The 15,423-nt window shown below is 44.4% G+C and carries 14 protein-coding genes; 11 read left to right on the top strand and 3 right to left on the bottom strand.

The features are described from left to right. Window positions 1-9: 9 nt before the first annotated feature. From murC to K370_RS12075, 11 genes are all read left to right on the top strand, one after another. Complete coding sequence (murC, locus tag K370_RS05665) at window positions 10-1,443, top strand: UDP-N-acetylmuramate--L-alanine ligase (RefSeq protein WP_047539721.1); 1,434 nt, start codon at window positions 10-12, stop codon at window positions 1,441-1,443. After that, a complete protein-coding gene (gene murB, locus K370_RS05660; protein ID WP_047539719.1) occupies window positions 1,443-2,336 on the top strand; it encodes a UDP-N-acetylmuramate dehydrogenase in 894 nt (297 codons plus the stop codon). Before murC ends, murB begins: the two co-directional genes overlap by 1 nt. Continuing rightward, window positions 2,329-3,273 (top strand): D-alanine--D-alanine ligase, encoded by a 945-nt coding sequence (locus K370_RS05655; RefSeq protein ID WP_047539717.1) that lies wholly within the window; start codon window positions 2,329-2,331, stop codon window positions 3,271-3,273. The genes murB and K370_RS05655 overlap by 8 nt, the downstream gene beginning before the upstream one ends. Next, entirely contained in the window at window positions 3,263-4,036 is a 774-nt protein-coding gene (locus tag K370_RS05650; protein ID WP_047539715.1) for a cell division protein FtsQ/DivIB, read from the top strand. Before K370_RS05655 ends, K370_RS05650 begins: the two co-directional genes overlap by 11 nt. Before the next feature lie 46 nt (window positions 4,037-4,082). Next, the gene (gene ftsA, locus K370_RS05645; protein WP_047539713.1) at window positions 4,083-5,321 is read left to right on the top strand and encodes a cell division protein FtsA; all 1,239 of its coding nucleotides are present in this window, start codon (window positions 4,083-4,085) and stop codon (window positions 5,319-5,321) included. Window positions 5,322-5,434: 113 nt separating this feature from the next. Further along, window positions 5,435-6,598 (top strand): cell division protein FtsZ, encoded by a 1,164-nt coding sequence (gene ftsZ, locus K370_RS05640; RefSeq protein ID WP_047539711.1) that lies wholly within the window; start codon window positions 5,435-5,437, stop codon window positions 6,596-6,598. Window positions 6,599-6,673: 75 nt separating this feature from the next. After that, on the top strand, window positions 6,674-7,612 hold the full coding sequence (lpxC, locus tag K370_RS05635; protein WP_047539709.1) for a UDP-3-O-acyl-N-acetylglucosamine deacetylase: 939 nt from the start codon (window positions 6,674-6,676) through the stop codon (window positions 7,610-7,612). 227 nt (window positions 7,613-7,839) lie between these two features. Beyond that, window positions 7,840-9,873, top strand: coding sequence for a transglycosylase SLT domain-containing protein (locus K370_RS05625; RefSeq protein ID WP_047539705.1), 2,034 nt, complete (start codon window positions 7,840-7,842; stop codon window positions 9,871-9,873). Window positions 9,874-9,939: 66 nt separating this feature from the next. Continuing rightward, entirely contained in the window at window positions 9,940-10,905 is a 966-nt protein-coding gene (locus K370_RS05620; RefSeq protein WP_047539702.1) for a complex I NDUFA9 subunit family protein, read from the top strand. A gap of 39 nt (window positions 10,906-10,944) precedes the next feature. Then, window positions 10,945-12,174 (top strand): multifunctional CCA addition/repair protein, encoded by a 1,230-nt coding sequence (locus K370_RS05615; RefSeq protein ID WP_047541693.1) that lies wholly within the window; start codon window positions 10,945-10,947, stop codon window positions 12,172-12,174. A 195-nt stretch (window positions 12,175-12,369) separates the two neighbouring features. Then, a complete protein-coding gene (locus tag K370_RS12075) occupies window positions 12,370-12,930 on the top strand; it encodes a hypothetical protein (RefSeq protein ID WP_081977168.1) in 561 nt (186 codons plus the stop codon). Window positions 12,931-13,096: 166 nt separating this feature from the next. Here K370_RS12075 and slmA read toward each other — a convergent pair whose 3' ends face one another. The 3 genes from slmA to argB form a co-directional block, all read right to left on the bottom strand. Next, window positions 13,097-13,651, bottom strand: a complete 555-nt coding sequence (gene slmA, locus K370_RS05605; protein ID WP_047539697.1) for a nucleoid occlusion factor SlmA — start codon at window positions 13,649-13,651, stop codon at window positions 13,097-13,099. Between the two features lie 38 nt (window positions 13,652-13,689). Further along, window positions 13,690-14,319, bottom strand: a complete 630-nt coding sequence (locus K370_RS05600; RefSeq protein ID WP_047539694.1) for a pyrimidine 5'-nucleotidase — start codon at window positions 14,317-14,319, stop codon at window positions 13,690-13,692. A 126-nt stretch (window positions 14,320-14,445) separates the two neighbouring features. Next, the gene (gene argB, locus K370_RS05595) at window positions 14,446-15,354 is read right to left on the bottom strand and encodes an acetylglutamate kinase (protein ID WP_047539692.1); all 909 of its coding nucleotides are present in this window, start codon (window positions 15,352-15,354) and stop codon (window positions 14,446-14,448) included. Between the last annotated feature and the right edge of the window lie 69 nt (window positions 15,355-15,423).

Genomic DNA, 15,423 nt, shown 5'->3' with positions numbered 1-15,423 from the left:
TCATTCAATATGAAACATAAAGTAAAAAACATACATTTTGTTGGTATCGGCGGCGCAGGCATGAGTGGCATTGCTGAGGTGCTGATTAACTTGGACTTTAAAGTATCCGGTTCAGATTTGGCGAACAACGCGACCACTAAACGGCTGACGCAGTTTGGTGCAACAGTGCATCTTGGGCATACGGCAGAAAATGTGAGTAATGCTGATGTAGTCGTCGTGTCATCTGCGGTGAATGAGGCGAACCCTGAAGTGATTGCTGCGCGTGCAAGAAATATTCCAGTAGTGCCACGCGCATTAATGCTGGCAGAGCTGATGCGCTTTCGGCAGGGAATTGCCGTTGCAGGTACGCACGGCAAGACAACCACAACCAGCCTAATTGCCAGTATTTTGAATGAAGCTGGCATGGATCCTACTTTTGTTATTGGAGGCAAATTAGAAGCGGCCAGCGCCAACGCACGTTTGGGTACAGGTGAATATATTGTGGCTGAAGCCGATGAGTCCGATGCTTCATTCCTGCATTTAACACCTGTGATGGCGGTAGTCACCAATATCGACCAGGACCACATGGATACCTATGAACATAGCTTTGAGAAATTAAAAAGTGCATTCGTAGAATTTCTGCAGCAGCTGCCGTTTTGGGGCATGGCCGTGATGTGTATTGATGATGCTAATATTCGTGAAATTTTACCGCGCGTGACCAAACCCGTGATGACGTATGGTTTTAGTGAGGATGCGCGCATCCGCGCAACAAATGTGCGTGCGGATAATGGCCAAATGCATTTTACGGTTGAGCGTATCAATGGCATCACCACTACGTTTGACGTGACGCTTAATTTGCCAGGTAATCATTATGTGTTAAATGCGCTGGCAGCGATTGCGATTGCCAGTGAGTTAAATGTCAGTGATGCCGCGATGATTAAAGCACTAGCCGAGTTTAAAGGTGTTGGCCGACGTTTTGAGCGTTATGGCGAAGTCGCTGTGAAGCAAACAGAAGAAAAAACAGGCGGCACGTTTACTTTGATTGATGATTACGGCCATCACCCAGTTGAGATGCAAGCGGTGATTGCCGCCGCACGCGGTGCTTTTCCGGATCGCCGCTTAGTCATGGCATTTCAACCGCATCGCTACACCCGTACACGCGATTGTTTTGAGGATTTTGTGCGCGTACTTTCTACTGTCGATGCAGTGTTGCTGACGGAGGTGTATTCAGCAGGTGAAGCACCGATTGTAGCCGCTGATACGCGTAGTTTGATTCGCTCCATTCGTTTGGCTGGCAAAGTTGAGCCGCAGTTTGTAGAAACGACTGATGAATTGCCCGTCGCTATTTTAAATGCAGTACAGGCTGACGATGTGGTGATTGTGATGGGCGCTGGTTCAATTGGCCAAGTGGCAAGTAAAACCAAGGATTTAGCAATTAATCTGTTAGAAGGTTTATCAAGTTAATGGTGCAAACAGAGATAAAAATGCAGTCGCAATTGCTCGAAAACGAGCCATTGGCACGCTATACCAGTTGGCGTGTCGGTGGGCGCGCTGATCGTGTATTTATCGCAGAAAATTTAAGTGAGTTACAGGCATTTTTGCAAAGTTTAGACCATACGGAACCGATTGTTTTTATGGGTTTGGGCAGCAATTTATTGGTGCGTGATGGTGGCGTACGCGGCACGGTGATTGTGATGCACCAGGCGCTAAGTGATTTGAGAATGGATGGGCAATATATCTATGCCGAAGCGGGAGTGACTTGCGGAAAACTGGCTAGATTCAGCGCAAACAATGCAAAAGATGGTGCTGAGTTTATGGCAGGCATTCCCGGTACGGTAGGCGGCGCCTTGGCGATGAACGCGGGTTGCTACGGCAGTGAAACCTGGAGCATTGTGCATCAGGTATTAACAATTGATAGAACAGGCATAACGCATGTGCGTAATGCTGCAGAATTTGTTGCTAGCTACCGACATATAGAGATGCCAGTACGTGATGAATGGTTTTTGGGTGCTTGGTTTAAGTTGGATGTGGGCGATGCCAATCAATCGCTTAAAAAGATTAAGAATTTACTGGCAACACGTTTAGCGAGTCAGCCGCTTAATTTGCCTAGTGCCGGTTCTACTTTTAGAAATCCGCACGGTGATTTTGCAGCAAGGTTAATTGAGGCCAGCGGCTTAAAAGGCTATCAAATTGGCGGCGCACAAGTATCGCCGAAACATGCCAATTTTATTGTGAATGTAGGTGAATGTACCGCGCTGGATATTGAGATGTTAATTAAACACATGAAAGACGTGGTTTTAGAAAAGCAGGGTGTGGCGTTACAACAAGAGGTAAGAGTGATTGGTGAATATGCGTGATGAAATGAAAAAATTTGGCAAAGTAGCCGTGCTGTTTGGAGGCAAATCGGGCGAGCGTGAAGTGTCGATTAAAAGCGGTACTGCTGTGCTGGCGGCATTAAAACGTCAAGGTGTGGATGCAGTCGCGTTTGACCCTGCGACTGAAGCACTCAGTGAGTTAAGCAGATTTGATCGTGCATTTATTTCCTTACATGGTCGCTTTGGTGAGGATGGCACTATCCAAGGCGCGCTGGAGTTAATGGATATTCCGTTTACCGGCAGCGGTGTGATGTCATCTAGCTTGGGTATGGATAAATGGCGTACGAAATTATTGTGGCGTGCCGTGGGTATTGCAACGCCGGATTTTGAACTGGTAAGTGAGACCAGTGATTTTGCTGCAATTGAGCAGAAATTGGGCTTGCCGATATTTGTAAAACCTGCCAATGAAGGTTCCAGTATTGGCATTAGTAAAGTCAAACAAGCGGGTGGATTAAAAGCCGCTTATGAGTTAGCTGTAGTTGCAGATCCTTTGGTGATTGCAGAGCAGTTTGTAGGTGGTGGTGAATATACGGTTGGGATTTTGGGTGATACCGTTCTGCCGATTATCAGAATAGTGCCGAAAAATGAATTCTATGATTTTGATGCGAAATATCTGCGCGATGACACCGAATATCGTTGCCCAAGCGGATTAAGTGCAGAAAAAGAAGCATTAATACAACAAGAAGCCTTACAAGCTTTCCGGGCGATTGGTTGCAGTGGTTGGGGCAGGGTAGATTTTCTAATGGATGAACCAGAAGAAAATAAAGAGCAAAACCATTACTTTTTAGAGGTGAATACCAGCCCAGGTATGACTGACCATAGCTTGGTGCCAATGGCAGCTAAGGCGGCGGGTATTTCTTTTGATGATTTAGTAGTGAAAATTTTAGCGATGACGCTGGACGGAAAAAATGTGGGATAAACCCCGCCTATTAAATTGGCTTGCCAATTTACTGTATGCCATGTCGGTGGTGCTGATGCTGTACGCCTTGGTGTTTGTGGTGGTGCATTTGCCCATTTTCCCGTTGCGTGAGGTGAAGGTGAATGGTCAATTAGAACATGTGAACCGCGAACAAATTAAGCTGATTGTGGCTAAACATTTGAAAGGTAATTTTTTCACACTAGATTTGGTGAAAACACGTGATGCGTTCCAAAAGCTACCTTGGGCACGCGAGGTTAGTGTGCGTCGTCGCTGGCCAGATCAATTGGAAGTTTCAATTGAAGAGCATCAGGCATTAGCGCGCTGGGGCAATATTGCGCTGGTGAATACACATGGTGAATTATTTCAGGCCGCGACAGATGCGGAGTTACCTGTATTTTACGGGCCAGGGGATGGCGTGATGGAAGTGACTAAAAGCTATGCTGGCTATAGTCAGATTTTAAATAAGGTGGATATTAAGATCGCGCAGGTGACTTTGTCGCCGCGTCGATCTTGGGAAATTAAAACCGATAAGGGCTTAACGATTGCACTTGGTCGTATAGACATGGATGCGCGCTTGAGTAAATTTACCGGTGCGTATCAATCGACATTGAGTCGATTAAATCTAAAAGTGACTTATGCGGATTTGCGCTATCCGAATGGATTTGCAGTACGAAAACCAGTTGGTTTAGCTGCTTTATTAAATAAAAAATTGCCAGCTAAAACAAAGCCAGTAACACCTGTTCCAGCAGTAAAGGCGACATAAGCTAAATATTTAGCTTAGGAAACAAAATGAAAAAAGGGAGTAAATAATGAGCAAGGTTCGTGAAGATAAAAACCTAATCGTAGGGTTGGATATCGGCACATCTAAGATTGTGACCATCGTCGCCGAGTTGCTGCCGGAAGGCAGTTTGAAAGTGATTGGCCTTGGTCAGCATGTGTCGCGCGGCCTGAAGAAAGGCGTAGTAATTAATATCGATTCCACTATGCAGGCGATTCAACGTTCTATCGAAGAAGCGGAACTGATGGCCGATTGCAAAATTAATGCCGTATTTACCGGCATTGCTGGCAGTCATATTAAAAGCCTTAACTCGCATGGCATGGTGAAAATTAAAGATGCGGAAGTATCGCAAATGGACATTGACCGCGTGGTGGAAACTGCACGTGCGATTGCCTTGCCAGCCGATCAGCAAATACTGCATATCCTGACGCAAGAATTCATTATCGATGGTCAAGAAGATGTGCGCGACCCACTCGGCATGAGCGGCATGAAGCTAGAAGCAAAAGTGCATATTGTCACTGGTGCTGTGGCTGCTGCGCAAAATATCGTTAAGTGTATCAAGCGCTGCGGCCTGGAAGTCAGCGATTTGATTCTGCAACCATTGGCATCCAGCGTCGCGGTGTTGACGGATGACGAAAAAGATTTAGGCGTGTGTCTGGTGGATATCGGTGGTGGCACGACAGATATCGCTGTATTTAAGAATGGTTCTATCCGTCACACAGCGGTAGTGCCGATTGCAGGCGACCAAATCACCAATGACGTTGCAGTGGCTTTCCGCACGCCAACCCAGTCGGCAGAAGATATTAAGGTGAAATACGGTTGTGCCTTGCGTCAGTTGGCCGATGCGCGCGAAATCGTAGAAGTGCCGGGTGTGGATGGTCGTGAAGCACGACAATTATCGGTACAAACCTTGGCAGAAGTGATTGAGCCGCGCGTGGTTGAGTTGTATGAATTCGTGTTGCAAGAGTTGCGCCGTAGCGGCATGGAAGAAATGATTGCTTCCGGCATTGTGATTACCGGTGGCTCATCCATGATGCGCGGCATGATAGAGCTAGGTGAAGAAATTTTCCACATGCCGGTGCGTCTAGGTATGCCGCGTTATGTAGGTGGTTTATCAGAAGTCATCAGTAATCCGCGTTATGCAACAGGTGTAGGTTTGATTTTGATGGGTAAGCAGCAGTTAGAGCGTCAAATTAGTGGGCAGATGGAATCAAATTCAATTGCACGTTTGTTTGAAAAAATGAAAAGCTGGTTTCAAGGTAATTTTTAATTAATAGCAGTTTTAGTAGGCGTTTTTAGTGTTTTAAAAGAGTTAAGTAGTGGAAATAGGGCAGCGTTTAACGCAAGTTAAATGCAAATATTAAAGGCAAAAGGAGATATAAAATGTTTGAAATTATGGATAAAGATTCACAAGAAGCCGTCATTAAGGTGATTGGTGTAGGCGGTTGCGGCGGCAACGCAATCAACCACATGATCAGCAAGAATGTGTTAGGCGTTGAATTTATTAGCGCGAATACAGATGCGCAAGCGCTGAAGAAAAGCTCTGCAAGCAAAACAATTCAAATTGGTTCAGACATTACTAAAGGGTTGGGCGCGGGCGCTAAACCAGAGGTGGGCCGTGAAGCTGCATTGGAAGATCGTGATCGTATTGCGGAAATGATTGATGGCGCAGATATGCTGTTTATCACTGCCGGTATGGGTGGCGGTACAGGTACAGGCGCAGCGCCGATTATTGCTGAAGTAGCCAAAGAAATGGGTATTTTGACAGTGGCTGTTGTAACTAAACCGTTTGCATTTGAAGGTAAACGTACTAAAGTCGCAACAGACGGCTTAGAAGAGTTGTCACAACATGTGGATTCATTAATCGTGATTCCAAATGAAAAATTAATGGAAGTACTTGGCGAGGATGTGCCTTTTACAGAAGCATTCAATGCCGCGAACGACGTACTGCATAATGCTGTCTCAGGTATTGCAGAGATTATTAATTGCCCAGGTTTGGTTAACGTTGACTTTGCCGATGTACGCACAGTAATGAGTGAAATGGGTATGGCGATGATGGGTTCTGCTGAAGCGAGCGGCGTAAATCGCGCGATGATTGCAGCGGAACAAGCCGTTGCAAGCCCATTGTTAGAAGACGTCAACTTAGCCAATGCGCGTGGCGTTTTAGTGAATATCACCGCAAGTACTAGCTTTAAAATGAAAGAGTACTATGATGTGATGAACACCATTAAAGCGTTTACTGCAGATGATGCAACCGTGATTGTGGGTAATGTGGTTGACGAAACGATGGGTGATAAATTGCGCGTGACGATGGTAGCAACAGGTTTAAATGGTTCAATTGCACGTCGCCAGCAAAAACCAGAGTTACGTGTGATGACAACATTGATGACAGGTACGAATAGTCAGCCAGTGTTTGTTGGCGATGTGGAAGAAGAAGCACCTGCGGTGTTTAGTCAAAACAATCGTCGCGCACAGGTTGAGGCGATGAAAATGTCAGGTGTTGAAGAATATGACATCCCGGCATTTTTACGCAAACAAGCCGATTAATTTGGGCGACATTTGTTAAAATGTAAGGTAAGTTAATAAAGGGAACCGGCTAGGACATTCTAGCTAGATATTTAAGTGCTGAAGCAAAGAACATTAAAAAAACAGATTAGTGCTACTGGCGTTGGTTTGCATAATGGTGAAAAAGTCACATTGACTTTGAAACCAGCTGAAATTGACACAGGCATTGTATTTAAGCGCGCCGATTTGCCCGGAGCGCCCACGATACAAGCACAACCTGACGCAGTGCGTGATACACGCATGTGTTCTGCCCTAGAACATAATGGTGCGCGTGTCGCCACTGTCGAGCACTTAATGTCTGCATTAGCCGGTTTAGGCGTCGATAATGTAGTCGTGGAAATCACGGCCTCAGAAATTCCGATTATGGATGGCAGTGCCGGACCCTTTATTTATTTGCTGCAATCGGCTGGCATTGTTGAGCAGCCAGCAGCTAAAAAATTCATTAAGATCAAAAAATTAATTGAAGTAAAAGACGGTGATAAATGGGTGACGTTTGAGCCCTATCACGGTTTCAAAATGGATTTCACTATTGAGTTTGCGCATCCTGTTCTTGAGAACTCAGGTAGCAATGTCAAAATAGATTTCAAAGATAATAGTTATATTAAAGAAATCAGCCGCGCCAGAACGTTCGGCTTTATGCATGAAGTGGAATACCTGCGCGCCAATGGGTTAGCGCGCGGCGGTAGTTTAGATAATGCCATTGTATTAGATGAATATCGCATTTTAAATACCGATGGTCTGCGTTACCAGGATGAGTTTGCCAAACATAAGGTATTGGATGCCATTGGCGATTTATACATGCTAGGCCACCCATTACTAGGTGCATTTACCGCATTTAAATCTGGCCATGCTTTAAATAATGCCTTGTTAATCGCATTATTGGCTGATGCCGATGCTTGGGAGTATGTGACTTTTGAGAACATTGAAGAAGCACCAAAAGGCTTTCAGGATCAAACCGCTTTTTTTACGCCTAATCTGATGCCGCATTTTAGTTAGATTAAATTAACCTTAAGCCATGGCCATTATTCGCTTAACGATTGTTTTAGTTTTTCTTGCAAGTTTAGTGTTATTGGCGTTGTATCTGGTTACACGCAATCAGCGTTATTTAACACTTGTAAAAAAAATCCTTACTTATACAGGCTGGATGCTAGTCGTTGTTTTTCTGCTTTACTTAATAGCTAGGGTTATCCGACTTTAGTACGTTCAATACAGGTTCGGTTAATATGCGCACTCTACATTATTTTAAAACCATTATCGTCACATTGATAATGTCTGCCAGCACCAGCTTTGCCGCCAGTGGCGATGAGGAGTTTTTGCTTGCACGCACTGCCTATACCCAAAAAAACGCCATTGCATTGTCTGAATATATGCAGCAATTGCAAAGCCAGCATTACTTGCTTGCGCCATATACCGAATATTGGCTCATATTGTTGAGTTTAAATGAGGCCGATAATAAAACCGTAGTCGATTTTATTAATGCTTACAGCGATTATCCATTTGCAGATAAACTGCGTGGTGAATATTTAAAAAAATTAGCTAAAGAGCAAGATTGGTCTGCTTTTGCAGCAGAACTCCCCAATTATAAGCAAGAGGATGCCGCTGTTGCTTGTTATGCGGCAGAAGCCAATGCGATATTGGGCGATGCCAAATCGCTAGAGGCGGCAAAAACGTTATGGATGCAGGGAAAAGAGCAGCCCAGTAGTTGTAACAGCTTATTTGACCGCATGCAGGCGGCAAATGTATTGAGTGAAGAGGATATTTGGGCAAGATTTCGCTTAGCATTAACAGATAATCGCATCAGTCTTGCCAAAGGCATTCTTCAGCGTAGCAAAACGTTTGAAGCAAGCCAAACCAAGTTAATCGATAAAGTATATGCAAATCCCAGCACGGCATTAGCCAAAAAAACCATTAGTTTTAAAACCAGATTGGGCCGCGAACTTAACTTGATGGCCTTGAACCGTGTGGCAAGAACCAACTCGCAACAAGCTTTAAGCTTATTTAATGGTGTTGAAGGTGCAATCCAGGCCGATGATAAAAAGTTCTTTTATGGACGATTGGCCTTACACGCTGCGCAAAGACATGAGCCGCAAGCGCTGGAATGGTTTAAATTAGCCGGCGACAGTCTTAATAAAGACCAGATTGCTTGGTATGCGCGTGCCGCGTTGCGTGATAAAAATTGGCAAAGCCTGCTCGCAGTTATCGCGAAAATGGATGCAGCCCAATCCGAAGAAGCGGTTTGGCGTTATTGGAAAGCACGTGCATTAAAAACGCAAAAACAATTATTAGAAGCCAACACCTTGTTTGCTAAGCTATCCACAGAGCGCCATTATTATGGTTGGCTGGCACAGGATGAGCTTGAAGGTTTTATTACCGCGCCATTAAATACCTACAAGACAACAGAAGATGATGTGCAGGCAATCGCTACGTTGCCGGCTATTCAGCGTGCGCTATCGTTACAACGCCTAGATTTTGTGTGGGAAGCGAAATCTGAATGGGCGATGGCAATTAACGGATTTGACGATGCACAATTATTAGCCGCTGCCGAATTTGCATCACGGCAGAAATGGCATGATTTAACCATTGTTACGGCCGATAAAACTACCGAATTGCACGATTTTGCGTTGCGCTACCCTACGCCCTATCGTAACTTATTTAAATCTGCCGCTAGTGAACAAGAAATTGATGAAGCTTGGATATACGGTATAACCCGTCAAGAAAGTCGTTTTATGGTTGCGGCAAAATCAGGTGTAGGTGCCGCAGGATTGATGCAGTTAATGCCAGCTACCGCCAAGTGGATTGCGGGTAAAGCTGGGGTTGAGAATTACCATAATGGCATGATTCACGAAATGGATACGAATATCGCGCTGGGTACTTATTACATGCGCTATACGCTGGATTTAATGAACGGCCAGTCTGTGATGGCAACAGCTGCCTACAATGCAGGGCCCAGTCGTGCAAAAAAATGGCAGGCAGATGTGCCGTTGGAAGGTGCTATATATGCAGAAACGATTCCATTTAATGAGACGCGCACATACGTACAAAGGGTGATGGCAAATGCACATCTATATGCGCATCAGCTGGGTTTAAAACCCATGACTCTAAAACAAAGGTTAGGCGTGATTCCCAGCAATACAGGGTTAGTATCCGATAGTTCTGCTGTTGACAGCGCGACGATTGCTAATGTGGGTGCTGAGAATTTAAATCAAAACAATGCAAGTCAGGGTAGTATTGAAGCTACTCAATCTGTTGATGAATGATTTTAAGCAGACTATTTAATAAGTGCAGTTTAGAGTTGAAGTAAGTTCTGTAGTTTAAAGGTATGTATGACAATTAAATCAGTATGTGTGTTAGGCGGGGCGGGGTTTGTTGGCAGTAGCATTGTTGCTAAGTTAGATGCTGCAGGTTATCAGGTAAAAGTATTAACACGCCGCCGCGAGGCTGGTAAACATTTGATTTTGCTGCCGAATGTGCAAGTGGTTGAGTGCGATGTGATGAATAATCACGCACTGAAACTAGCATTAACTGGCACAGATGCGGTGATTAACTTAATCGGTATTTTGCATGAAAATAATCGGAATACCTTTGAAGAGAATCATCATCAATTGCCGCGCCGCGTTGCACAGTTATGCGAAAACTTAGACATTTATCGTTTTATTCACATGAGTGCTCTGCAAGCCAGCACTCATGCACCTAGCCAGTATTTAATCAGTAAGGCCAAAGGTGAAATCGCTATTAAGGAATTTAATAAAAAACTGGATATCACGATTTTCAGGCCTTCAGTCATTTTTGGGCGCAATGACCGTTTTTTAAATCTATTTGCTAATCTGGTTAAGTATTTGCCAGTGATTGCCTTGGCAAAACCGCAAGCAAGATTTCAACCGATTTGGGTCGAAGATGTCGCCAGCTGTTTTGTAAATGCCTTAGAGAATACGACCACCTACGATAAAACCTATGAACTTGGCGGCCCGACTGTTTATACATTGCGTGAATTAGTGCAAAAGGTGATGGATATTTTAGGTAAGCAACGCCCTATTATTGGCTTAAATGATCGTTTGTCCATGATGCAAGCATTTACGATGGAATTGCTGCCGATTAAGCTGATGACACGCGACAATGTGAAATCAATGGCGCTAGATAACGTCACGCACCAATCAATAGCGCCGGAATTAAATGTTAACCCAACGCCATTAGAGGCTGTTGTGCCGGAGTATTTAACTAATGCCACACCACGTGGGGCTTACGATAGTTTTCGTAGTGCGGCTGGGCGTGCCATTAATGCCAGAAGATAGGCGTTTTTTGTTGTACGGGCTTATCTAAAAATGTCTGAAATGCAAATCTATATTGTTGGTGGAGCCGTGCGCGATGAGCTATTGGGTTTACCCGTCAAAGATAAAGATTATGTCGTTGTCGGCAGCACGGCCGAACAAATGGTAGCAGCAGGTTACAGACCCGTAGGTAAAGATTTTCCCGTCTTTTTACACCCCAAAACTCAAGCAGAATATGCGTTGGCTCGTACAGAGCGCAAAACGGCAGTTGGCTATAAGGGCTTTGCCGTGCATGCCTCTCCAGAAGTCACATTAGAAGAAGACTTAGCGCGTCGTGACTTAACTATTAATGCCATTGCAAAAGCCGTGAATACAAAAACAAAAGATGGGCATGGGCAGTTGATTGATCCGTTTAATGGTAAGGCAGACATCAAGTCTAAAACCTTGCGTCACGTAAGTGATGCCTTTGCAGAAGACCCTGTACGTATTCTGCGTGCCGCACGTTTTGCCGCACGCTTTGCCGATTTCACTGTAGCACCTGAAACCAATCAACTGATGCAGCAAATGGTCGCCGCTGGCGAAGTGGATGCGCTAGTGCCTGAGCGCGTATGGCAAGAATTAGCCAAAGGCTTAATGGAGCAAAAGCCCAGCCGTATGTTTGAAGTGTTGCGTGCCTGTGGCGCGCTACAAAAAATTCTGCCCGAGCTGGATAGGCTTTGGGGCATACCGCAACCGCCGCAACATCACCCTGAGATTGATACGGGCGTGCATGTGATGATGGTGATTGACTATGCTGCCAAACATAATTTCAGCTTGCCCATTCGTTTTGCCGCCTTAACGCACGATCTTGGCAAGGGCACCACGCCTGTCGATGTTTTGCCACGCCATATTGGGCATGAGATTCGTAGTGTGGATTTACTCAAAGATGTAAGTAAACGCTTGCGTGTACCTAACGATTGTAAAGAGCTTGCGCATATTGTTGCCAAGTTTCATGGCAAATTACATCAGACCAGCAAAATGCGCGCAGATACTTTGCTTGAGTTTTTGATGGAACTGGATGCGATTCGCCAACCTGCCAGATTCGCTGATTTTTTAAAAGCTTGCGAAGCCGATTCGCGTGGTAGGACAGGTTTGGAAAGTTGTGATTTGCCAGAATCGGAATTGCTTAATAAAGCTTTAAAAGCGGCTGTAAGTGTGGATGCTGGTGCGATTGCTCAAGAGTTTAGTGAAGCTGAAAAGATTAAGGCGGCAGTGTTCCAGGCAAGATTGAAAGTCATTCAACAAATTATTTGAAGGATTCATTAGTCGTATTTTGTCTGAATCTTTACATTTATTTACCTAGTCAGATAGGCTTTACAAGCTTATCGGCGTCATCTCGATAAGACCTCAGTCGTTATTCATCATATGTGAGTTGCTAGTAGTTTTGATTAGTAACTCAACTGTATTGCTTTTGCGGCAATACAAATTTTGAATACATAGAGGTTTTATATGAAAAAGCATTTTGTTGCATTTAGCGCATTAATCGCTATATCTACTATTGGGATATCTACAGCTCAAGCAGGTGTAGGTGTGTCAGTTAGTATTGGCCAGCCAGGCTTTTATGGGCAACTTAATATTGGTGATTATTATCCAAGACCACAACTAGTCTATTTGGAACCTAGAGTGGTTTATGTAGAGCCTTTTTATCGAGATGCGCAACCTATTTATTTGAGAGTGCCACCTGGCCATGCAAAACGCTGGTCAAATTATTGCGATAGATATTACGCCTGCGGTAGACCAGTTTATTTTGTGCAAGATGCATGGTATCAAAATGTTTACGCACCCAGATATCAAGAATATCGTCAGCACGGTGATGACGGCAGACGCTACGACCACGACTATTGGAGCAAAAATGATGATAGACGAGGGCGTTATGATGGGCGTGATAGTCGTTCGAACGATGGGTCGGACAATGGAAACCATCGAGGCAATGGACCAGATAAGCATCAAGGTAATAACAAAGGCAAAAACAACAAAGGTGGAAACGGCAGAGGTAATGGCCGCCACTAAATCGATATGAAATTACTTTGAAATGTTTGAGAAGTGATTATTTTTATTGAAATCAGTAAGCAAAAAGGAAGGGCTGTTTTAGCCCTTCCTTTTTGCATTTATGCAGGCGTTAATTAAGTCTGTTATATAACACTTAATATTCTGCAAACAAATCTAGATATTATGGCTACAGTAAGCTTAGATGCTGTTGCACAAACTCCGTTGGTTTACGTTTAAACCCACTCTTGGCATATTGATGCCAGCGACCAACTACATAACATACCATCAAGTTCGCCTGCGCTTCAGCATCACCCTTAACGCCTGTACTAGTTTCTGCGATGCGGATGCTTTGTTTTAAGCTGGCTTCGATTCTGTCGTAAAGCTGGTTAATGCGCGTTTGTAACCATTCCTCTTCATTCACTAAAGCGTCGCCAATTAGCACGCGTGTCATACCTGGGTTTTTTTCAGCGAATTTTAACAACATGGTGATGATTAATTGCACCTGTTTTGCGCCATCTGTTTCGTCTGTCGTGATTTTGTTAATCACACCAAAAATTGAGGCTTCGATGAATTCAATCAGATTTTCAAACATTTGTGCTTTATTGGCAAAATGGCGATAAAGCGCGGCTTCACTTACGTCTAGTTTGGCAGCTAAGCTGGCTGTGGTGATTTTCTCGCGCTTAGGATTTTCTAGCATTTTGGCGAGTGTTTCTAAGATTTGCTGTTTACGGTCTGATGCCATATTGCTCCCCTGAATTATTGTTTTAAATTAGGGGCTAATTATAGCTGAATGTGAGTGAGCGCTAACACTGAATCAATTCTGTAATCAACAAAACCAGGTTTTTGTTGTTTTTTAGTCACCCAGATGGTTTTCATGCCTAATCGCTTTGCTGTCATTAAAGCGGGTAGATTGTCTTCCAGCATAATGCAGTTTTTAGGATGAGTTTTTAAGGTTTGAAGTAGCGATTGAAAGCCACGTATTGATGGCTTGGCATGAAATTTTGTGGACTCCACACTAAAGACCAATTCAAAGCAATCAGCAATGCCCATCAGTGTGAGCACACGCATTGCATATTCCCGCGGCGCATTGGTGAACACACATTTTCGCCCTTGCAGACTTTGCAGTAGATGGCGTAGTTGTTTGACTTGAATCACCATATTCGGCAGATCCATAAACGCATGTGTGGTTTTTAAAAAGTGCGGCGCATTAACACCATGATGGCGCATTAAACCTTTAAGCGTTGCGCCATAAATCTGCCAATAGTGCTGGCGCAATTGATGCGCGGCGACTTCATCTAAATCCAGTTCATCCATGATGTATTGCGTCATGGCGCGATTCATCACAGGGAAGATGTGCGCGGAGGCGTTGTGTAAGGTATCGTCTAAATCAAAAATCCAAACTCGGTGCATAAAACTTTTGCAAGCAAATCGCGGCGTCGCGTGCTCGCTTATTCCTCGCCTGCCTGATGGAGTGTCGCCGCTTCTAGCGCTTTATCTTGCAAAATTATTTTCTGTCGCCGGGCTGGTTAAATGTAATTACTTGGCTTTAATCAGCGTACCAACGCCTTCATCGGTTAATACTTCCAGTAACAGTGCATGTTCTACACGGCCATCGATAATATGCACAGCTTTTACGCCGCTTCTGGCTGCATCTAAGGCTGAACTGATTTTAGGCAACATGCCGCCGGATAATGTGCCGTCTGCGACTAAGTCATCAATCTGTTTTGGTGTTAAACCTGTCAGTAATGTGCCGGATTTATCCAGCACGCCGGGCGTATTGGTGAGTAGGATTAATTTTTCCGCACCTAAAATTTCTGCCAACTTTCCTGCAACTACGTCTGCATTGATATTGAATGTATCGCCATTCTCGCCGACACCAATTGGCGCGACCACAGGAATAAAATCGCCGGAATCTAAAAAGTTGATAATGCTTGGGTCAATCGCACTGATCTCGCCCACTTGGCCAATATCAATCATTTTGTTGGCATCGTCTTTATCCGCCATCATCAATTTGTGCGCATGGATAAAATTACCATCTTGCCCAGTCAGGCCAACTGCCTTGCCGCCGTGGCGATTAATCAAGTTAACGATTTCTTTATTCACCTGACCACCCAACACCATTTCAACCACATCCATGGTTTCTTCGTCAGTCACGCGCATGCCTTGAATAAACTCGCCTTTTTTGCCCAGCTTATCCAGCATTTCATTAATTTGCGGGCCGCCGCCATGCACAACCACTGGATTCATACCAACCAGTTTTAGCAATACGACATCCTGTGCAAAACACTCTTTTAGATGCGCATCCGTCATAGCGTTGCCGCCGTATTTAATCACAATGGTTTTATCAAAAAAGCGTTTAATGTACGGCAACGCTTCTGCCAGAATCTTCGCTTTTTGGGCTGGTGCAATGGTGTTTTGCGCGCTATCTTGTATAGGGTTTTGCATGCTAATTCTCTGAAATTAAATTTTGTCTCATTGTATCTAAAAAAGAAGCTACTAATTAAAGAGATTGCC

The organism is Methylotenera versatilis 7, assembly GCF_000799165.1.
GTDB classification, from domain to species: Bacteria; Pseudomonadota; Gammaproteobacteria; order Burkholderiales; family Methylophilaceae; genus Methylotenera_A; species Methylotenera_A versatilis_A.
This window is presented reverse-complemented; position numbering and strand designations above follow the sequence as displayed.